Origin of the sequence: Aromatoleum tolulyticum (assembly GCF_900156155.1) — a bacterium.
GTDB lineage: Bacteria > Pseudomonadota > Gammaproteobacteria > Burkholderiales > Rhodocyclaceae > Aromatoleum > Aromatoleum tolulyticum.
On the sequence record NZ_FTMD01000002.1, the window covers coordinates 296492 to 316310 of the forward strand.

A 19819-nucleotide genomic window follows, 5' to 3' on the forward strand; every position below is an offset into this window, starting at 1 on the left:
CTGCGGGCGGCCGTCGATCCGCTGCCCCGGATACCGCTACGCCGCCAAGAAGGCGCCGTCGACCGTCAGCACGCAGCCCGACACATAGGACGCCGCATCGCTCGCGAGCCACAGCACCGCATTGGCCAACTCCTGCGGCGTGCCGATGCGGTGCAGCGGTACCGCGTTGACGATGCTCATCGTCGCGTCGGCCGCGCGCAGCATCGGTGTATCGATCGGGCCGGGCGCGACCCCGATCACACGGATGCCGTACTGCCCGTATTCGTGCGCGGCCGAACGGGTCAGCGACACCACCGCCGCCTTGCTCGCGGCGTAGATCGCGGCACCGGCGTAGATCGGCCGCAAGCCCTGCACCGACGCGATATTGATGATCACGCCCGCCCCCTGCCCGACCATCGCCTGCAGGCCGTACCTCAGGCCATACAGCGTGCCCTTGAGATTCACGCCGAGCACCGCGTCGATGGCCTCGTCCTGCAGCTCCGCGAGCGGCATCAGCGGGCCGTTGATGCCGGCGTTATTGACGAGGACGTCGAGCCGGCCGAAGCGCGAGGTCGCGACCGCAACGAGCTCCTTCACGTCCTGCGCCTTCGACACATCGCACTGGTGATACACGATGGCCGCGTCCTTGAACGGCTCCGGCTCGACCGCGCGATCCCCAACCACGACCCGGGCGCCCTGCGCCGCGAATCCGATCACCATCGCACGCCCCATGCCGGAGTTGCCCCCGGTCACGACGACCACCTTGCCCTTCAGATCATCGAATTGCATCGAAATCCCCTCATTCGGATGGCGGAGGCAGTCGCCCGACTCTCCCATTGTCGTCACTCCTCCTGTTCTTGTAGAGTCCCGACATTGGCAAGCCCTGCGCCGCCTGCCCCCTGCGTACCGGTGCAAATCTGCCTGCCGATGGGACTGTGCAGAGCGGGGATAACGGTACCGACCGTCCGGTCGGTTGTCAATGCAGTTTTTTCCGCAATTTTGCACGCGAGCGAATTTCTCCGAACAAAAAAGACCCATTGCGCCCGACCAGTCGGTCGGCTATTGGTGATAAGATGAATTCAACCAGCCGCCCTCATGCCGGCTGCGATTGACGCACCAAATCTATTGCGCTGGAGTCGAGCCCATGAACGTCCCGCGAGATCACCTTCCGCGCCAATTCGGCGTCACCCCTGCGGCTGCCGAGCACCATTCGGGCGAAGGCGGACGGCGCACGATTCCGGAATGCCAGGTCGTGCGCGAGGATGTACTGACCATCGAGGTCGAGGGTATCGGGGCGTATTCCCTGATGTGGACGCCGACCGACGAACCCCCGGGCGACGTCGGCTACACGGCCCAGGACGGCGTCCTCGCCGACGGCAACATCCCCGAGGCGCTGGCACTGGCCGCGGGCTTCGCCTTCACCGAGGGGATCATCGACAGCCTGTCCGACATCGCGGCGATGTGGATCTGCCACGAGCGTCCGGACGTCGTTAACCTGCGCCTGACGCATCCCGACGAGGCCAACGTGCGCCGCCGCAATGTCGTCGTGAATAGCTCCTGCGGGGTGTGCGGCGGCCGTGAGCAACTCTTCGATGGCGTCACCTGCACGGCCCCGCCAGTCGGCAACCTGCGACTGCGGATCGCAGATCTCGCGACCATCCGCACGGCGATGCAGGATCGCCAGCGCGTCTTCGGCGCTACCGGCGGGACGCACGGTGCGACCCTCTTCGGGCCGGACCTGCAGCTGCTCGCAGTCGCGGAGGACCTCGGCCGCCACAACGCGCTCGACAAGGTGATCGGCCGCCACCTCCTCGCCGGGCGGAGTTTCGCCGGCTGCGGGGCCTTCATCTCCAGCCGCGTGAGCTACGAGATGGCCGCCAAGGCGGTGCGCGCCGGACTCGAGGTGCTGGCCGCGATCTCCGCACCTTCATCCCTCGCGATCGAACTCGCGCAGCGCCACGGCCTCACGCTGTGCGGTTTCGTCCGTGACGACCGGGCGATGGTCTACGCGCATCCGCAGCGCATCATCGACTGAAGCACGGGCAGCCCCAGCCGCCGCCGAAGGTCCATTGTTCCTCCCCCTTCAAGGGGGAGGTTAGGAGGGGGATGGGTTTCTGCCGGAGCTGCTAAACCCATCCCCACCCCAACCCTCCCCTTGAAGGGGAGGGAGCGACCGTGCTGCGACTCAGACGGGCGTTGCCGCCGCCGCGCGCCGTCCGGCGCAGCGACCGAAGAACGACCCGGGCCCAAGGCTCAGCCCGCTCGCGTAGCCCTCGCCGTCCTGTGGAATGCTCGACACGCACGCCCCCGCCGCGTACAGGCCCGCAACGGTCCGGCCGAGCGGCGTCAGCACCTCGCCGTCGGCGTTCGTCTTCAATCCGCCGAGCGTGATGAAGAGATAGGTCGACTTGTTGAACGACACGTCGAACGCCGCATACGGGCCGACGTTCAGCGGCTTGACCCACTCGGGATGCTTGTAGAACAGCGGATCCTCGCCGTTCTCCGCATGGCGGTTGTACTCCGCGAGCGTGCGCTGCAGCGATCCCTCCGGCAGCTTCAACCCCACCTCCATCTCCTCCACGGTCTCCCAGCCGTCCACCAGCGTGTGGTGCGAATAGTCGGTGAGTTCCGGATAGGCGAAGATCTCCGCATCGAGGATCAGGTAGGCCTTGTACTCGGGCTGCTCGATGATGTGCGCGGCGGTGCGGCCGTGATACGAATCCTCGGCCACGAAGCGCTCGCCGCGCGAATTCACGAGAATGCCCTTGATCAGCTGCGCCGGCGGATAGAACGAGGCCGTCGCGATCACCCCGCCCATCGCCTGCGTCGCCCCGCCCGCCGACGCGCCGAGCTTGATCCCGGCGCCGTCGTTGTAGGGAATGCCCAGCGGCTCGGAATTGCCCGTCACCAGCGGCACGTATTCCTCGAGCATGTCGCGGTTGAGGTTGAAGCCGCCGGTGGACAGGATCACGCCGCGGCGTGCGCGCAGGTGGATCTCCTCGCCCGAACGCTTCACGCGCACGCCGACGACGCGCCCGTCCGCATCCATCACCAGGCCCGTGACCTGGCTGTCGTAAGCCGCACGGATCCCTTCCGCCGCGCAGCGCGCAAGCAGCGCCTCCATCGCCTGCGAACCCGCGTCGTCACCGGCCCGCGCAACCTTGTGGCCACGCGGCGCCGGCTTCGCGACGTCGCGGAACGGCCACACCTTCTCGCTGCCGGTGCTCATCAGGCATTCCGTCGTGTTCAGGAACACCGACTTGCCCGGATAGTAGCTGCGCTCGAACTGCACGCCCTGCGCTTCGAGCCAGTCGAAGTGCTCGACGCACCCGTCGCAGAATCGCCGCACCATCCCCGCGTCGGGCGCCCGGGTGCTCGCCATCAGGAACTTGTACATCTCGTCGGGCGTGTCCTCGTAGCCGGCCGCCTTCTGCACCGCCGTTCCGCCCCCGAGATAGAAGATGCCCGACGACATCGCGCTCGCACCGCCGCCACCGCTCGCACGTTCCACCACCAGCACGTCCGCACCCGCGCGCTTCGCCTCCAGGGCGGCGCACGCGCCGGCGATGCCATAACCGACGACGATCACGTCGGCCCTGTCGTCCCAATGCGCCACGCGGGCCGATTCGATCACTTCGGGAATTGCCTTCATCCATGCCTCCATCGGTGTTGTCGGGCGTACGGGCGGCAGCCAGCAGCCGATCGCCGCCCTCGGACGACGCCGCCCCCTCCGGATGCCGCCGGATCACCCATATCGAAAGACAGCGGCGGGTCGCCGGACGGCGCCCGCCTATTCAGTCGTCTGCGGCCGCTCAGTGCCCTGCCGTGCTGCAGACAGGCGCCGTCGGCGGCGTGAAGGAACGCATCGGCCAGTCCGGCATCACCGGCTCGTAGGCGCCGGCCAGCACCACCGCGTTGCGGTAGGCGAAGTCGCCGTACAGCCGGCACAGCGCAACCGCAAGCATCAGCACCGTCGCCGCACCGCCGGAAAGCGTCGACAGCACCGCCATCACGACCAGCGGCACGACGATGCCGCATATGCAACCGCCCACGAGGAAGCTCGTCTTCAGGTCGCCCGAAAACATCCGCTCGAAGGACGCGCGCACGCCCACGCTGCGTTCCGCGCGCAAGAGGTGCAGCACCGACACCAGCGCACTGGCGACGAGCGCCACCATCGCCGCCGGCTGCAGCCACGGCGCGGCCGCAGCGCCCGCGAGGAGCGGCATCACTGCCCACGCGAGAACCAGCGCCGTCGCCAGCGAGTGCGCGACGAACGCGAGCGGGACGAAGGGCCCGCGCCACAGGCGGATCGCCCGCATCGAGCGCAGCAGCATGCCCGCGTAGGCCATCACCGGCACCGCGACGACAAGCGCCGCGAGCGCCAGCGGCCCCTGCAATGCGGTCATGCCGAGGTAACCCGCCGCGACCGAGAGGATCGCGAGCCCGGCGAAGACGCCGATGAACAGCGTGCCACGGCTCACCCACGACGTGCCCACCCGTGTCACCGCCCGCCATGCGCGCTGCGGGTTGCCGAGGTGGCCGAGAAGCGCGACGACCGCGCCGATCACGAACAGGATGCCCGGCCCCGCGAGCAGCCACTGCCCGGTGAAGAAGGCGATCGCGAACAGCGCCGCGCCGACCCCCTCGCCCATGAAGCTCAGGGTTTCCTGCGGGCCCAGATGATGGTTGAAGCGAACGCCGGTCTGGTACTTAAGGCTCATGACATCGATTCCCTTGGATCAGGTGATTGGCGCAGGCCGCATCAGGCCTTGAGGTAATGCACGCTCGGCTTGGTGCCGGCATCGGGCAGCAGCGTGAACGACTCGCGCTCGCTCAGCAGCTTGCTCGGGGCGCTTTCCGGGTCCGCGAGGTCACCGAAAATCCGGGCTTCGGCCGGGCAGGTTTCGACGCACGCCGGCTGCAGGCCCTGGTCGACACGATCCATGCAGAAGTCGCACTTGATGACCGTGCCTGAGTCCCAGCGGTTGTACTTCGCCTTTTCGTAAAGGGTGAGCTCACCATTGAAGTAACCGGTTTCCAGGATGCCCGGCTTCACGTAATGGCGGTGCTCGTACGGGCAGGACGTCGCACAGCTGCGGCAACCGATGCAGAGGTCGCTCTTGACGGCGACGATGCCGTCCTCGCGCTTGTAGCTCGCCCCCGTGGGACACACCGGCACACACGGCGGATCTTCGCAGTGGTTGCACAGCACCGGCAGGAACTCCCGGCGCGCATTCGGAAAGACGCCGACCTCCCGTTCATGCACGCGCGCGAAGTAGATGTCCGGCGGCGTGCCGTTGGTGGCTTTGCAGGCGGCCGTGCACGCATGGCAACCCACACACACCTTCAAGTCAATGACCATACCCAGTCGAGCCATCAGTACCAACCTCCTGCAATCCGTGGGGATATAGTTTTCTCGATCTCTTTATGTCGTCGTCGCCGCGCAGCGGGCCTCAGCCCACGCGCGTGACCCGCAGTTTCGGACTGGCCTCGAAAGCGCCGTCCATGATGTCGAGATTCTTCATGTCGTAATCGAGCAGCTCGCCGAAGTGAGGCCCGGTGTTCTTGCGCCGCGGCGGCAGGCTCTTCGCCCAGCTCCCGCCGTTGTGGTCCATCCCCACGCACTCCGGATGGATGCACTCGCTGAGCAGCAGGATGCCCTCCACCCGCCGCCCGCGCAGGTTTTCCGCCACCACGCGATCGCCGTCACGCAGGCCCTTCGATTCGGCGTACTTGCGGTTGAGGATGATCTTGCCGACGTAGGGGTGGTACTGCGCCAGCTCCGCGAGCCAAGGGTTGAAGTTCGAGAAGGTGCTGGTGAGGAAAGGCCACTTGTAGCTCACCGCGAAGAGCTCGTAGCCGTTCTCGGCACGGCCGTGCCCCGGTGCCGGATACCAGTCGGCCAGCGGCTTGTAGCGCGACACGTCCCAATCCATGCCGAGCGCGTCGGTCGTCGCCTTGACGCGCGCACCCGCCTCGAGGAAGTACTCGTAGTACACGGGAATGCGGCTCTTGTAGAACGGACGCGGGTATTTCTCCTGCACCGTTTTTGCCCAGCGGATGCGCCCTTCCTTGGCGACGTCCTCGAGCGAGAGCTTGCCCGCGGTCATCGAGCGGATCCAGCGCTCCATGAGACCCTTGTTGTCATACTTCTTGCCGGCTTCCAGTGCCCACTCGCCCTTCAGTTCGAGGAACTGGTTGACCGTCTGGTTGAAGGCCGGAAGGAAGCCCGCCTTCTCCGCGATGTCGATCCAGATGTCGACGTTGTGCTTGTAGTCGGTCGGCACGACCGGCTGGCGCAGGTTGATGCAGTACTCGTTGGTCGCCGTCGAACCCATCGTGTCGGGGATGTTGTTCGCCCCCATGTCGAGGCGCTCGAGCTGCGTCTGCGTCGGGAAGATGATGTCCGCGAACTCGGCGGTCTCGTCGATGTTCGGCACGATCGACAGCTGGAAGCCGAATTTCCGGTGGAAATCCGCCTGCTGCTTCGGGTTGCCCTCGTTGAGCAGGTCGTTCGACACCACCTGCACATACACCATCGGGTTGTGCGGCACCTTGTCGTTGAACTTCTTCGGCTCCAGCACGCTGACCTTGCTCACCAGGCCGCTGTTGTACGAACCGACCGCAGCCAGCGAGTCCGCCGACATGTTGTACGGGTTGGGCACGTCCTTCATCGGGAAAGGCGCCGGGAACGAGTCGCCGTAGGTCGCGATCTTGCCCGCGGCGACCAGGCCGTCGCGCTCGCGCATGCCCGAGCCGTTGCCCATCCAGGTGCTGTTCTCGGCGAACTCGGGGTGATGCGCATACACCGTGTCGGCGAGCAACCCGCCCGGCACGTCCACCGCGCCGACGATCGTGTTCAGCATCGCGATCGACAGGCCCTGCTCGAAGCCCTGTGAGTGCTGGCTGATGCCCTTGTACCAGTGCGCGCAGGCCGGACGCAGCGGCAGCGTGTGACCGTCCATCTCGATCGTCGAACCGACCGAGGCCGCGGTCGCGAACTCGCGCGCCAACCGGCGGATCGTGTGCGCCGGCACGGTCGTGATCTCGGCGGCGCTCTCCGGCGTGAACTTAACGAGGTGCTTCCTCAGTAGCTGGAAGGACGGCGTGCACGGCTCGCCGTCGACGACGAAGCTGCCTTCCAGCGCCGGTACCGCGAGCGACGGATCGTCGTACACCTTGGCCTTCTGGTCGGCGGTATCCCACAGCTGCGGCTTGCCCGTCGCCGGATCGCGTGCGTAATGCCCGTCGACGTCGCGGATCAGGTAGGGGCCGTTGCTCAGCTTGCGCACGAACTCGACGTCGTACATGCCGAGCTCGTTGACCATGACGTTGATCATCGCCATGACCAGCGCGCCGTCGGTGCCGGGACGGATCGGCACCCACTCGTCGGCGATCGACGCCGCATTCGAGCACCACGGATCGACCACCACCAGCTTCATGCCGCGCCGGCGTGCGCGCGACATTTCGAGGGTCGCCGTCACTGCCGCCCAGTTCGACATCGCCCCCTTGTTCGAACCGAACAGCATCAGGTGGTTGCAGAAGTGGAAATCCGGGCCGACGTGGAAGCCGCCGTGCACCTGCTGCAGCACCGGGTGCACGTTGTTGCCGCAGAACGCGCGGCCACCCGAGGTGTGATTGAAGCTGCCGAAGGAGATCAGCAGCGAAGGGAGGAACCACGGCAGCGTCGTGAAATCCGAAGTCGCGAATACCAGCCCGCCCGGATCGACTTCCCGGCAATGCTTGACCTTCTCCGCAGTGATCGCGACGGCTTCGTCGTAGCTGATCTCGACCCAGCCCGGATCCACCCCGATCCCCTTCTCGGGGTTCGTGCGCTTGAGCGGCTTGGTCACGCGCCGCTTGCTGTAGGCCATCATCAGCTGCGCCTGGCCCTTCGCGCACAGCTTGCCCTGACTGAAGGGATCCTCCGGGTCGCCGCGCACGGCGACGACGATGCCATTGACCCGACGTGCGAGCATGCCGCAAGTGCCTGCCGGGCAACCGTAGCAGGTCGTCTTGAGCTCGACATCCTCCCACGTACCGCTTTTCACCGACGCTGTCACTCTCTGTCCCTCCAACCGTATCGTTATCCGTGCCGGTGACGGTCGCACCCGCGCCGCCACCTGCGCGTTACGTCGCCGTCACTTCGAGTAGGCCTTGATGCTCGCGTAGTCCCGCCCCTCGTACTTGCGGCACTCGAGCTTCGCAACCGTCCGACAATGCACTTCATCCGGACCATCGGTCAATCGCACGATCCGGGTATTTGCGTACAGCTCGGCGAGCCCGAAATCCTGCGATACGCCGCCGCCGCCGTGCGCCTGGATCGCCAGGTCGATGATGCGCTGGGCCACCTGCGGCGCCACCACCTTGATCATCGCGATCTCGCCGCGCGCGGCCTTGTTGCCGACGGTGTCCATCATGTAGGCCGCCTTCATGCACAGCAGCCGTACCATCTCGATGTCGATGCGCGCGTGGGCGATGCGCTCCTCCCACACCGAGTGCTCGTTGATCTTCTTGCCGAAGGCCTCGCGCGACATCAGGCGAATGCACATCTTCTCCAGCGCGACCTCGGCGGAGGCGATGTTGCGCATGCAGTGATGGATGCGGCCCGGCCCCAGACGACCCTGAGCGATCTCGAAGCCGCGGCCCTCGCCGAGGATCAGGTTCTCCACCGGCACGCGGACGTTGTCGAGGATCACCTCGAAGTGCCCGTGCGGCGCGTGGTCGAAGCCGAACACGTTGAGGTGGCGCACCACGGCAACCCCCGGCGCATCGCTCGGCACCAGGATCATCGACTGCTGGCGATAGGTCTCCGCGTTCGGATCGGTCTTGCCCATCACGATGAAGAACGCACAGTGCGGATGACCCGCGCCCGACGACCACCACTTGTGGCCGTTGATCACATACTCGTCGCCTTCGCGGCGGATCTCGGTGCGGATGTTGCGCGCGTCGGACGATGCCACCTTCGGCTCGGTCATCAGGAAGGCGGAACGCGTCTCGCCGTTCATCAGCGGCACCATGAAGCGCTTCTTCTGGTCCTTGGTGCCGTAGCGGTGCAGCACCTCGAAGTTGCCGGTGTCCGGCGCCATGCAGTTGAACACCTCGGAACCGAAGGACACGCGTCCCATCAGCTCCGCGATCGGGGCGTACTCGACGTTGGTCAGGCCGATGCTCGTGAAGAACTCGTCGTCGTGATCGGACGGCGGCATGAAGATGTTCCACAAGCCTTCCGCGCGCGCCTTGGACTTGAGTTCCTCGAAGATCGGCGGCGTCTCCTTCCAGCGGTCGATGCTTGCTGCCTGCTGGTGATACAGCGGAATGGCCGGATAGATGTGCTCGTCCATGAAAGTCCGGACCCGCTCCATCCACTCAATTGATTTCTTCGATTGCTCAAAATGCATTTCTGGCGACCTCTGTGAATTGATGACGCAGCTCCGGCCCGGCGTGGGCGGCGAAACCGCCATTCGAATACGCGCGCGCTGACATGACCCAGCGTACCCGACCGACCGGTCGGGTGTCAATATATCGATTCACACTCAGTCGCATCGGTCACCCCTGCCCCTCGCCGTCATCGACCTCGGCCGCTGCTGCCGACGATTCCGGCCCGACCGCCGGCTTGCACCACTTGCAGCGCCCCGAGCAGGTGTACTTCATCCGGCTGGGGATCAGCGGACAGGACAACGACTGCGGATCGTCAGCCGGAGCCGCGCGGCCCTCGCCTTCCGTTCCCGCCGCCGCCCGCGGGCGCCACGACTCAGGACGCTCCACCGCCATGCCACCCGCCTGCACCCGCTTCAACCATCGCTTTCACTTGCCCATCCTCTGTGATGCATGGCCCCCGATCCCGGGGAAAGGCAGGTGCCCGCCACGCCGATTTGTTTGCATGCAAGATACACGACCGCCCAGTCGGTCGTCTATAATCGCGACATACCCGCGCGGGCGGGATCACGAACGCGAACGACGACCCGGCCATACACGAGGAACGGAACCCGATGGATTTCGACTATTCCGAGAAGACCGAAATGGTGCTCGAGGTGCTGCGCCATTTCATGGCCCGGCGCGTCCTGCCCGCCAACCTGAAGTGGCACCAGTGCGCCACGCGCGGCGAATATCCGCTCGCGATCGTCGAACCGCTCAAGGCGATAGCGCGCGAGGAGGGCTTGTGGAATCTGTTCCTACCCGGCCTGCGCGAACATGAGCCCGGCACGCGGCTCGACAACGTCGAATACGCCCCGCTGGCCGAAGCGATGGGCCGCATTCCGTGGTCCGCCGAGGTGTTCAACTGCAGCGCGCCCGACACCGGCAACATGGAACTGCTGCACCTGCACGCCACCGACGCGCAATACGAACGCTGGCTGCGGCCGCTGCTCGACGGCCGCAACCGCTCGTGCTTCGCGATGACCGAGCCGGACGTCGCATCGTCGGACGCCACCAACATCCGCACCACGATCCGCCGTGACGGCGACGATTACGTCATCAACGGCCGCAAGTGGTTCGTCACCGGCGCAGCCCATCCCCACTGCACTTTCGCGATCGTGATGGGCCAGACGAGCGACGGCACGGACACGCAGACGCAGACGCATTGCCGGCATTCGATGGTGATCGTGCCGATGGACACGCCGGGCGTCGAGATCGTGCGCAACATCCCGGTGATGCACCACCTGTCGCCCGAAGGGCACTGCGAGATCGTCTTCCGCGAGGTCCGCGTGCCGGCGGAAAACCTCCTCGGCGAAGAAGGCAACGGCTTCGCCCTCGCGCAGGCGCGCCTCGGGCCGGGGCGCGTGCATCACTGCATGCGCACCATCGGCCAGTGCGAACTCGCGCTCGAGATGATGTGCGAACGCGCCCTCGAGCGGCGCACCTTCGGAAAGTATCTGAGCGACTTCGCCAACATCCAGGAATGGATCGCCCACTCGCGCGTCGAAATCGACCAGGCACGCCTGCTCGTACTGCGCGCGGCGTGGCTGATGGACCGGCGCGGCAACCAGGCCGCGCGCGTCGACGTCTCGGCCATCAAGTTCGTCGCCGCGCAGCTGCAGACCCGCATTCTCGATCGCGCCATGCAGGTGTTCGGCGCGATGGGCCTCACGCCGGATACGCCACTGTCGCTGTTCTGGACCTGGGGCCGTGCCATGCGCTTCTTCGACGGCCCGGACGAAGTCCACCTGCGCGTGCTGGCCCGCAGCGAACTCGACAAGGCCAAGGCCAACCGCGGCGCAACGGCGGCCTACTATCTGCTGGAATAGGCCTGCCGCAGCACCCCTCTCGACTCGACCCACGCACGAACGGAACATGGAAAAACTCGGCCCCGGAAGCGACGCCGACACGCTGCACGTGTTGGCCATGATCCCCCGCGACAGCTTTCCCCTCGTCGTCGATGCCGGCAGCGGCATCGGCCGCCAGACGCTCGCACTCGCCGGCCGCCTGCAGACGGCGGTGCATGCGATCGACACCGCCGCGAAGCATCTCGACAGCCTGAACCGCTACTCCGCGCAGTTCGGCATCGCGCATCTGGTGCATACGCATTGCATGGACATGGCCGACATCCCCGCGAACTTTCGCGACGTCGATCTGCTGTGGTCCGAATGTGCCGCGTACCACATCGGCTTCCCCAATGCGCTGGCCACCTGGCTCCTGGCCATCCGCCCCGGCGGCTATGCGGTCGTCAGCGAGCTGTCATGGCTGCGCGACGAAGTGCCCGAACACGTGCGCGCGTACTTCCGCAGCGGGTATCCCGACATGCGCACGGTGGACGAGAACCTGTCGATCGCCCGCACCGCCGGCTACGAAGTGATCGCCACGCACCTGCTCTCGAAGTCCGCCTGGGTCGACGGCTATTACGACAAGCTCGAACCGCTCGCGCATTCCCTGCTGCAGCACCCGGAGAAGGCGGTGCGGGCTTTCGCCGCGCAGACGCTCGAGGGGATCCGGATCTTCGATTCCGCCGAGGACAACTACGGCTACGTGTTCTATGTCCTCAGGAAGCCGGAGGGCGGGACGGCGAAAGGCACCTAACCCCGCCTCGCGCCGCAGCTGCCACGATGCAGCCGGCTTCAGCGCGGTTCCAGCCAGCGGTCGCGCAACTCGCCGAGCACCCGTTCGTCCAGGCCGGCACGCACCCTCAGGTAGTCCTGCATCGAACCATAGCGCTCGGTCACCGCATCGAGCGCCGCATTCAGATACTCCGGCCTCGCATCCAGGATCGCGTCGACCATCTCTTCGGTGACGTGCCGCTCGGTGATGCGCTGGATGATCCGTGCCGTCGCGGCGCGCCGCTCCTCGCTCGCGGTCTCGCGAACGCGGGCCGACAGAAGATAATCCGCCATCACGACCTCGTCCGCGACGCCCAGCGCATGCAGGATCACCGCGACGGTGAAGCCGGTGCGATCTTTCCCGACGACGCAGTGCACCAGCACCGGCACTTCGTCCTCGCGAAAAAGCCGGAACAGCGTCGCCAAGTGTGGCGCGAGCGCCTCGGGAAACTGGCGGTACATCTGCCTCATCATCGCCACCGCGCCTTCGGCACCGTGACGCGTGCGCAGCGGCTCGATCAGTTCGGGGTTGGAGCGCACATCGCCGACGAGCTCGATCGGAATCTGCCTCATGCCGTGCTCCGGCAGACTGTTCGGAAACCGATTGCGCTCCGCGGCCGTACGCAGGTCGCACACCGTCTTCACGCCAAGCGAAGCAAGCACCTCCCAGTCGGCTGGCTGCAGACGATCCAGCTGGTCCGAGCGCAGCACCACATGTCCCGCGATACGGCGTCCGTCATTCGTCGGCAAACCTGCCAGGCTGCGAAAGTTGAATGTGCCGCTCAGTTGCCGATGCAATCCTGTCCCCTTCCCTATCTCCGCATTGCGCGATCGGCGCTGTCTCCGCTCCCGTGCCCGTACGCGATGGAAGAACCCTGCAGGTCCAGGACACCTCCGCCGGAAGGTGCAATGGCCCGATACGGACGCGCACGGGGCGCCAGCGCTAACCGCTAATTCTGCTCAATTCGAAGAGGTAGTGCCAGAAGCGGGATAGCGATTCTGGGGAGCCCTGCGTTGAACCTGCAGGCGAACGCCCTGGTCCGGCGCTTCACGAACCTCTTCCCGGAGTGAATCGCTACCCCTGATACAGGTAGCGCTGAAACCCGACGAACGCCTTGCGAACCACATCCGGCGAACCCAGATCCGCGAACGCGTCGGCGATCGCGTTGTTGTACCTGAGCTTGAGCAAGGGGCCGAGCTTGTCTTCGTCGAGTTCCTCCACGCCGACGCTGACGTAGTGTGAAAGCACGAAACTCAGAAACACCTGTTGCTTGCTGTCGAACTCGACACCCATGACCGCCCGCGCGCGTTCGGCGCGCTCCTCGCGGGTGAGCGGGACTTCGGCGTAGGCGATGTGGGCCAGCACATCGAAGAGATCGCTGTTCTCCGCGTCGATGATCGACTGCATCTCCGCCAGCTGATCCCGGCCGAAGCCTTTTTCCGCGAGGCCTTCCAGCAGTTTCCGGCGCGTACCCGGCTCGCTCCACAGGGCGCGCAGTTCGTCCTCGTCCCGGAAGAACTCCGGCAGCTTGCCGAACAGCGCCTCCATGAACTGCACCGCCGACATCGGCGTGCCGTCGGGGTGCCAGAAGCTGGTGGCGCTCATGTGCTGGATCTGGCGCTCCTTGCCGTCGGCGAGTTTCACCTTCACCTTCTGTCGCGGCGCGTATGTGCTCGCAGGTTCGCGCACTTCCGGCGGCACTTTCGGTTCCGGCGTCGCACGAGGCTCGCGCGGCTCCGGCGCAACCGGCTCGCCGTCCCACTCCGGGTCACTGAAATGATGATGCGCCTTCACGAAATCGTAGATCGTGAAGTAGTCCTTGCCGTCGTAGAGCCGTGTGCCGCGCCCGATGATCTGCTTGAATTCGATCATCGAATTCACCGGCCGCATCAGCACGATGTTGCGCACATTGCGCGCATCCACCCCGGTCGACAGCTTCTGCGAGGTCGTCAGGACGGTCGGGATGCTCTTTTCGTTGTCCTGAAAGTCGCGCAGCCACTGCTCGCCCAGCCCGCCGTCCTCGGCGGTGACGCGCTGGCAGTAGTTCGGGTCCTTGCTGGTCTTGGCCTGGTTGATCAGGTCGCGCACCGCCAGCGCGTGCACCTGCGTGGCGCAGAACACGATGGTCTTTTCCTTCTGGTCGATATCGGCCATGAAGATATCCACCCGCTTCTTCTCGCGCTCCCTGATCTCGATGATGCGGTTGAAGTCCGCTTCCTCGTACCGTTTGCCGGCCTCGATCTCGCCTTCCACCAGCGTGTCGTCGGACGTGTAGACGTAGTCATCCAGCGTGGTGGCGATCTGCTTCACGCGGAAAGGTGTCAGGAAGCCGTCGTTGATGCCGTCCTTGAGCGAGTAGATGAACACCGGCTCGCCAAAGTAAGCGTAGGTGTCCGCGTTGTCCTGGCGCTTCGGTGTCGCGGTCAGGCCCAGCTGCACGGCGGGGGCGAAGTATTCGAGGATGCCGCGCCAGTTGCTCTCGTCGTTCGCGCCGCCGCGGTGGCACTCGTCGATGATGATGAAATCGAAGAAATCCGGCGGATACTCGCCGAAGTAAGGCGTCGGGTGGCCATCCTCATTGGCGTTCAATGGCGGGCCGCTCATGAAGGTCTGGAAGATCGTGAAGAAGATGCTGCCGTTCTTCGGCACCTTGCCCTTCTTACGGATGTCGTCCGGCGCGATGCGCACCAGCGCATCCTCGGGGAAGGCCGAGAAGGCGTTGTAGGCCTGATCGGCGAGAATGTTGCGGTCGGCCAGGAACAGGATGCGCGGGCGCCGCGTGGGTTCGCCCTCGCTCTTCCAGTCGTTCAGGTTCCAGCGGCTCTTGAACAGCTTCCACGCGATCTGGAAAGCGATGAAAGTCTTGCCCGTGCCGGTCGCCAGCGTCAGCAGGATGCGGTCGCGCCCCTCGGTCAGTGCGGCCAAGGCACGCTCGATGGCGAGGTCCTGGTAATAGCGGCCCTGAAAATGACCGCCCCTGTCCTCGAAAGGCACGGCGGCGAAGCGGTCGCGCCACGCGTTCTCCGTCGCGAAGGTGGCCTGCCACAGGGCTTGCGGTGTCGGGAAGGCCGGATGTTCGCCCTCCTCCCCGGTGTGCATGTCGATGCCGTAGATGCCCTGCCCGTTCGTCGCGTAGGTGAAGCGGAGCGCGAGCATGCCGGCATAGTCCTTGGCCTGACCGACGCCTTCGGTCAGCGGCTTGTCCCAGGCCTTGGCCTCCACCACTGCCAGCTTGGTGTTGCGATACTCCAGCACGTAGTCCGCCGTCAGCGCCTTGCCGCGCTTGCCCGCGCCTTCCAGCCGACCCAGCGTGATCGGGTATTCGCGCCGGATGCGGCTGCCGTCGACCACGCCCCAGCCCGCCGCGGCGAGCGCGGGGTCGATATGTTCGGCGCGGGTTTCGGCTTCGTTCATGTCACTGTCCCGGGAGCCAGCATGTTCATGACAAGCCGGATCATGGTTTCCTTGTGGCTCGGGTCGGATTCCGCCACCAGCAGGGCCAGCGCCGCCAGCCCGATGTCGTTGATCACCGGCTGGCCCGCCGCGTCGAGCAGGCGGCCGTTGCGGTTGAGGAAATCGACGAACAGGAAGGCGCCGCTGCGCTTGTTGCCGTCGGAGAACGGGTGGTTCTTGATGACAAAGTACAGCAGGTGCGCCGCCTTCGCCTCCACGCTCGGATAGGCCGGCTCGCCGAACACCGTCTGGTCCAGATTGCCGAGCAAGGCGTCGAAGGCATCGCCCCGCTCGCGGGCGAAAAGATCCGTGGCCTCGCCGCGCGCCATCAGGTCGGCCTTGAGCCGAGCCAGCGCCGCGTGGGCTTCCGCGAGCGTCGGCAGCACACCGCCGCGCTGCTCCGGCGGCTCGGTCAGCAACCCCTCGTCGTAGCGTTGCAGCAGCAGGAAGGTCTGTGCATAGCGGGTGACGATATCCACCAGACCACGTCCGGTGTCGGCCAGCAAGTCCGGGCTTTGCGCGGCCTTCTTCACCAGCTGCAGGGCGGCTTCGAGTTCGCGGGCGTTGGCTTCGAGGCGCTGGCGATTGAGGGAGTAACCTTGGGTCAGGTGCTCGCGCAGGGTGCGGGTGGCCCACTGGCGGAACAACACCGCACGTTTCGAGCTGACGCGGTAGCCGACCGAGATGATGGCATCGAGGTTGTAGTGACGGATGTTTCGCCGAACCTGCCGCTTGCCTTCGGTTTGAACTGCTAAGAAATCCTTAGTCGTTGCCGCCTCGGCCAGTTCCTCGTCACGAAAGACGTTCTTGAGGTGCATCAGCACGTTCTCGGGCGTCGTAGCAAACAGTTCCGCCATCTGTCGTTGCGACAGCCAGACGGTTTCACTGACGGTATCAAGCCTGACCTCGACCGGCTGCCCTGCAGCCTGAAAAATCACCAGTTCGGTTTGCGCGTCGCTCATGATTCGCTCCCGGTCAAGCGAACATCATAACCGACCGGAGAAGGCTTGATGAAGCAGGGATTTCTTCAGTTCGTCCAGGGCGGCGAGCTTGCGCTGGTAGAGGGATTCGAGGCGTCTCGTTTCCTCGGTAAGGGAGTGGAGTTGATGAACTATTTTCCTCTGCGTAGAAATCGGAGGAACAGCAATAGGCAAGGTCTGAACAGCTCGCTTACTGATCTTCTTCATTGTCGGATTGGCACCTTGCGCCCTGCCGGTGATCTCAAGTCGCAACGACGGTGAGCGCAATTGATAATAAAGAAACTCCGCAAGCATGAGATCGGGCGCCGGGATCATGCGCATGATGAGGTCGGGATAGATTGTTGGCTCAGTAAGGCCCGAGGCAATAGCAACGTGTCCAACCAGTTCCGGCGTATTGCTTCGAGTAATCAGAAGGTCGCCATTCTCGACCCAATAGTGCCGACGGGAATCCGTCTTGGCTGATGTGAACTTGATCTTATTGGCGCGAAACTGAAACCCGGTCACTGCAGACAACGTCAATACTGGAACGCCAGCATCCGAGTGGTTTGCCGCCGGAGGGGACCAGCCGTTGCGCGGCTGCTCTACAAGAACGTGCTCCAGTATCGTCTCCATCCACCCCTCCCCCCGCTGACTGAACACGGCCTGCAGGTGGCTTTCGAATAGCGCGCGGACGTTCCGGAGGTTCTGCTCGGCGTTGGAGCGGGCGGTGGCGATGCCGTCAAAGGCTTCGTCGAGGATGGCGACGATGCGATCCTGCTCTCCCAAAGGCGGATACGGAATCGGTATCGAGTTTAGAGCCTTCTGGTTCAGCTTTGGTTGCGCAGCACCCGTGACGTAGTCATTCAGCGGAATGCTTTCCAAGTACAGCTCAACGAATCTCTGAGTTGTCAAACTGCCGAACTTAAGAATGTGGGCGTGGTTGTTAACCCAGTATTTGCCTGACACCGAAAAAGCAATTGGGGTTGAACGAGCAAGCAGATTTGCGCCATCCTCCGAAACAAGCAGCGCATCACAATCAAATATGTAGTCAGCGACGTAGTCCACAATTCCGGACGCTCCGTAATATGGATACATCCCGCCAACACGGTCTGCCTTTGTGATTGGTACGCGTTTACTGTCTAGATTCAGGGAAATCTGATCGAGCGTCTTCGTTTCCCAGCCCGCCGTCATAGCATCGCCCTGATCTTCGCCAACACCGCCGCGCTCTCGGCATCCAGCCCCACGATCTCATCCAGGATCTCCTGCGGGCTGCGATGCGTCACGACCTCGCCCCCATCGGGATTCTTCACCGACAGGTCATAGCTCGCCCTATCGATCTGCGCGGCCTCCACGCTCCAGCTCTTCGGCGAATCCGCAAAGGTCTTCTGCAGTTCGACGAACTCGGACAGATCCGCGTCATTGAGCGGATTGGTCTTGCCCATGCTGCGTCCGGGGTCGAGCTGGTAGTACCAGGTCTTGCGCGTCGGCGCGCCTTTCTCGAAGAACAGCACCACGGTCTTGACGCCCGCGCCCTGGAAGGTGCCGCCGGGGCAGTCGAGGATGGTGTGCAGGTTGCAGGACTCCAGCAGCAGCTTGCGCAGGGACACCGAGGCGTTGTCGGAATTCGACAGGAAGGTGTTCTTGATGACGACGCCGGCGCGGCCGCCGGCCTTGAGCATCTTGATGAAGTGCTGCAGGAACAGGAAGGCGGTTTCGCCGGTGCGGATGGGGAAGTTCTGCTGGACCTCGGCGCGCTCCTTGCCGCCGAAAGGCGGATTGGCGAGGACCACGTCCATGCGGTCCTTGTCCTGGATGTCGGCGAGGTTTTCGGCGAGCGTGTTGGTGTGGATGATGTTGGGCGTCTCGATGCCGTGCAGGATCAGGTTCATGATCGCGATCACGTAGGCGAGGCTCTTCTTCTCCTTGCCGTAGAACGTGCGCTCCTGCAGGGTCTTGAGGTCGGCGGTGCCGAGCTTCCTGCTCGCCGCGAGGTAATCGTAGGCTTCGCACAGGAAGCCGGCCGAACCACAGGCGCCGTCGTAGATGCGTTCCCCGATCCTGGGCTGCACCACCTGCACCATGGCGCGGATCAGCGGGCGCGGGGTGTAGTACTCGCCGCCGTTGCGCCCGGCGTTGCCCATGCGCTTGATCTTCTCCTCGTACAGCATCGACAGCTCGTGCTTCTCGCTCTGCGAGCGGAAGCGCAGTTCGTCGATGTGGTCGATGATGTCGCGCAGGGTGTAGCCGCTGCGGATCTTGTTCTTGATCTCGCCGAAGATCTCGCCGATCTTGTATTCGATGGTGTTCGGCCCGCTGGCGCGCTGCTTGAAACCGTGCAGGTAGGGGAAGAGTTTGCGATCGACGAAGTCGACGAGGTCGTCGCCGGTGAGCGCCTTGTTGTGGTCGAGCTTGCCGTGCTCGTCCTTGGGCGCGGCCCAGGCTTCCCAGCGGTAGGGGGTGTCGAGGATGTAGCGGTAGGCCTTGCCTTCGAGCATGGCTTCGGCGGCCTTGTCCCGCTCCAGCCCGTCGAGATACTTGAGGAACAGCAGCCAGGAAGTTTGTTCGGTGTAGTCGAGTTCTGTGGTGCAACCGCTCTCTTTCCAGAGGGCGTCGTCGATGTTCTTGAAAGCTTGTTCAAACATGGGTGCTTCGCAATTCCGTGCGGGTCGGCCGGGAGTCGGCCGAAAATGAGCCAAGGGCGCTAATTTACCCGGTATTGCAAAGCAGCAGGCGCTACTGCAACGCCGCCACGCTGTGGGTGGCGGCGTTGCAAGGATTTCACCCGTGCAGCGCCCCTGATGCGGGGAGCCGCTCGTCGTGACTTGCGGTCAAGCGGATTTTTCTAGCGGGCGGAAGACATCGCCTCGTTTTCGGCACCACGGTCCAGGCTGAGCTTCCCCGGGCCCGCAAGAACGATGTAGATCATGCCGCCCATGATCGCGAGATTCTTCAGGAAGTGATTGAGCTGGTTCTGATAGCTGGCCTGATCGGCTGCCCAGAATTGGTGGAACACCAACGTCGCCGGAACCAGGAAAAGGACGATGGCAGCCGCCGCCCATCGCGCTTTCCATCCGGTGATGATGGCCAGTCCGCCAAGCACTTCAAGGGCGATCGTGCCGACCAGGAGCACTTCGCTCATGGGGATGCCCTTCGAACTCATGTACCCGGCGACGCCGGCAAACTTCCCGATCTTGCCGACACCGGAAATGACGAAGATCAGACCCAGGAGGATCCGCCCGATAAGGAGACCTGCGGTCTGTCCGTTCTGTATGCTGGCCATGATTTGCTCCTGTGAAGAAAAGGTTCCAAGACGTTCGGCCGATTTCGGGTCGTATTGTGGCTTCTAAAGCAAAATCCACAAACGTAGAATGGTTAAAAACATTCTTCGGTAAATC

General features: G+C 64.5%; 16 protein-coding genes. 3 read left to right on the top strand and 13 right to left on the bottom strand.

Features of this window, described 5'->3' with window-relative positions:
- Window positions 1-36 precede the first annotated feature (36 nt).
- Window positions 37-768: an SDR family NAD(P)-dependent oxidoreductase gene (locus BW991_RS04005; protein ID WP_076600997.1), complete on the bottom strand. Its 732-nt coding sequence runs from the start codon at window positions 766-768 to the stop codon at window positions 37-39.
- 355 nt (window positions 769-1123) lie between these two features.
- On the opposite strand from BW991_RS04005, the gene fdhD reads away from it, so the two are divergent.
- Complete coding sequence (gene fdhD / locus BW991_RS04010; protein WP_076600792.1) at window positions 1124-2014, top strand: formate dehydrogenase accessory sulfurtransferase FdhD; 891 nt, start codon at window positions 1124-1126, stop codon at window positions 2012-2014.
- 150 nt (window positions 2015-2164) lie between these two features.
- Here fdhD and BW991_RS04015 read toward each other — a convergent pair whose 3' ends face one another.
- The 6 genes from BW991_RS04015 to BW991_RS04040 form a co-directional block, all read right to left on the bottom strand.
- A complete protein-coding gene (locus BW991_RS04015) occupies window positions 2165-3631 on the bottom strand; it encodes an FAD-binding protein (protein ID WP_076600793.1) in 1467 nt (488 codons plus the stop codon).
- Window positions 3632-3791: 160 nt separating this feature from the next.
- Window positions 3792-4700 carry a DmsC/YnfH family molybdoenzyme membrane anchor subunit gene (locus BW991_RS04020; RefSeq protein WP_076600794.1) on the bottom strand — a complete coding sequence of 303 codons (909 nt, stop codon included), beginning with the start codon at window positions 4698-4700 and terminating at the stop codon, window positions 3792-3794.
- Window positions 4701-4741: 41 nt separating this feature from the next.
- Window positions 4742-5356 (bottom strand): 4Fe-4S dicluster domain-containing protein, encoded by a 615-nt coding sequence (locus BW991_RS04025; protein WP_076600795.1) that lies wholly within the window; start codon window positions 5354-5356, stop codon window positions 4742-4744.
- 76 nt (window positions 5357-5432) lie between these two features.
- Window positions 5433-8042, bottom strand: a complete 2610-nt coding sequence (locus BW991_RS04030; RefSeq protein WP_139335893.1) for a molybdopterin-dependent oxidoreductase — start codon at window positions 8040-8042, stop codon at window positions 5433-5435.
- A gap of 78 nt (window positions 8043-8120) precedes the next feature.
- Window positions 8121-9380 carry an acyl-CoA dehydrogenase family protein gene (locus BW991_RS04035; RefSeq protein ID WP_076600797.1) on the bottom strand — a complete coding sequence of 420 codons (1260 nt, stop codon included), beginning with the start codon at window positions 9378-9380 and terminating at the stop codon, window positions 8121-8123.
- Between the two features lie 148 nt (window positions 9381-9528).
- Complete coding sequence (locus BW991_RS04040; protein WP_076600798.1) at window positions 9529-9777, bottom strand: hypothetical protein; 249 nt, start codon at window positions 9775-9777, stop codon at window positions 9529-9531.
- A gap of 194 nt (window positions 9778-9971) precedes the next feature.
- Between BW991_RS04040 and BW991_RS04045 the strand changes: the two genes are divergently transcribed.
- Both BW991_RS04045 and BW991_RS04050 read left to right on the top strand, forming a co-directional pair.
- Window positions 9972-11225, top strand: a complete 1254-nt coding sequence (locus tag BW991_RS04045) for an acyl-CoA dehydrogenase family protein (RefSeq protein WP_076600799.1) — start codon at window positions 9972-9974, stop codon at window positions 11223-11225.
- A gap of 46 nt (window positions 11226-11271) precedes the next feature.
- Window positions 11272-11994: a class I SAM-dependent methyltransferase gene (locus BW991_RS04050; protein ID WP_076600800.1), complete on the top strand. Its 723-nt coding sequence runs from the start codon at window positions 11272-11274 to the stop codon at window positions 11992-11994.
- Window positions 11995-12032: 38 nt separating this feature from the next.
- Here the strand turns inward: BW991_RS04050 and BW991_RS04055 are convergent, their stop codons facing one another.
- The 6 genes from BW991_RS04055 to BW991_RS04080 all read right to left on the bottom strand — a co-directional run bounded on the left by BW991_RS04055 (window position 12033) and on the right by BW991_RS04080 (window position 19704).
- Window positions 12033-12809, bottom strand: coding sequence for a tyrosine-protein phosphatase (locus BW991_RS04055; RefSeq protein WP_076600801.1), 777 nt, complete (start codon window positions 12807-12809; stop codon window positions 12033-12035).
- A gap of 277 nt (window positions 12810-13086) precedes the next feature.
- Window positions 13087-15426, bottom strand: a complete 2340-nt coding sequence (hsdR, locus tag BW991_RS04060) for an EcoAI/FtnUII family type I restriction enzme subunit R (protein WP_076600802.1) — start codon at window positions 15424-15426, stop codon at window positions 13087-13089.
- Window positions 15423-16427 carry a virulence RhuM family protein/type II toxin-antitoxin system death-on-curing family toxin gene (locus BW991_RS04065; RefSeq protein ID WP_212566854.1) on the bottom strand — a complete coding sequence of 335 codons (1005 nt, stop codon included), beginning with the start codon at window positions 16425-16427 and terminating at the stop codon, window positions 15423-15425. The genes hsdR and BW991_RS04065 overlap by 4 nt, the downstream gene beginning before the upstream one ends.
- A gap of 24 nt (window positions 16428-16451) precedes the next feature.
- Window positions 16452-17615 (bottom strand): restriction endonuclease subunit S, encoded by a 1164-nt coding sequence (locus BW991_RS04070; protein ID WP_076600804.1) that lies wholly within the window; start codon window positions 17613-17615, stop codon window positions 16452-16454.
- Window positions 17612-19066 (bottom strand): class I SAM-dependent DNA methyltransferase, encoded by a 1455-nt coding sequence (locus BW991_RS04075; protein ID WP_076600805.1) that lies wholly within the window; start codon window positions 19064-19066, stop codon window positions 17612-17614. The genes BW991_RS04070 and BW991_RS04075 overlap by 4 nt, the downstream gene beginning before the upstream one ends.
- A 200-nt stretch (window positions 19067-19266) precedes the next feature.
- A complete protein-coding gene (locus BW991_RS04080) occupies window positions 19267-19704 on the bottom strand; it encodes a DoxX family protein (protein ID WP_076600806.1) in 438 nt (145 codons plus the stop codon).
- Between the last annotated feature and the right edge of the window lie 115 nt (window positions 19705-19819).

What these genes read in the sequence shown, in the direction of transcription:
- BW991_RS04005 (WP_076600997.1), bottom strand. Translation starts at nt 768, where the DNA reads ATGCAATTCGATGATCTGAAGGGCAAGGTGGTCGTCGTGACCGGGGGC.
- fdhD (WP_076600792.1), top strand. Translation starts at nt 1,124, where the DNA reads ATGAACGTCCCGCGAGATCACCTTCCGCGCCAATTCGGCGTCACCCCT.
- BW991_RS04015 (WP_076600793.1), bottom strand. Translation starts at nt 3,631, where the DNA reads ATGAAGGCAATTCCCGAAGTGATCGAATCGGCCCGCGTGGCGCATTGG.
- BW991_RS04020 (WP_076600794.1), bottom strand. Translation starts at nt 4,700, where the DNA reads ATGAGCCTTAAGTACCAGACCGGCGTTCGCTTCAACCATCATCTGGGC.
- BW991_RS04025 (WP_076600795.1), bottom strand. Translation starts at nt 5,356, where the DNA reads ATGGCTCGACTGGGTATGGTCATTGACTTGAAGGTGTGTGTGGGTTGC.
- BW991_RS04035 (WP_076600797.1), bottom strand. Translation starts at nt 9,380, where the DNA reads ATGCATTTTGAGCAATCGAAGAAATCAATTGAGTGGATGGAGCGGGTC.
- BW991_RS04045 (WP_076600799.1), top strand. Translation starts at nt 9,972, where the DNA reads ATGGATTTCGACTATTCCGAGAAGACCGAAATGGTGCTCGAGGTGCTG.
- BW991_RS04050 (WP_076600800.1), top strand. Translation starts at nt 11,272, where the DNA reads ATGGAAAAACTCGGCCCCGGAAGCGACGCCGACACGCTGCACGTGTTG.
- hsdR (WP_076600802.1), bottom strand. Translation starts at nt 15,426, where the DNA reads ATGAACGAAGCCGAAACCCGCGCCGAACATATCGACCCCGCGCTCGCC.
- BW991_RS04065 (WP_212566854.1), bottom strand. Translation starts at nt 16,427, where the DNA reads ATGAGCGACGCGCAAACCGAACTGGTGATTTTTCAGGCTGCAGGGCAG.
- BW991_RS04070 (WP_076600804.1), bottom strand. Translation starts at nt 17,615, where the DNA reads ATGACGGCGGGCTGGGAAACGAAGACGCTCGATCAGATTTCCCTGAAT.
- BW991_RS04075 (WP_076600805.1), bottom strand. Translation starts at nt 19,066, where the DNA reads ATGTTTGAACAAGCTTTCAAGAACATCGACGACGCCCTCTGGAAAGAG.
- BW991_RS04080 (WP_076600806.1), bottom strand. Translation starts at nt 19,704, where the DNA reads ATGGCCAGCATACAGAACGGACAGACCGCAGGTCTCCTTATCGGGCGG.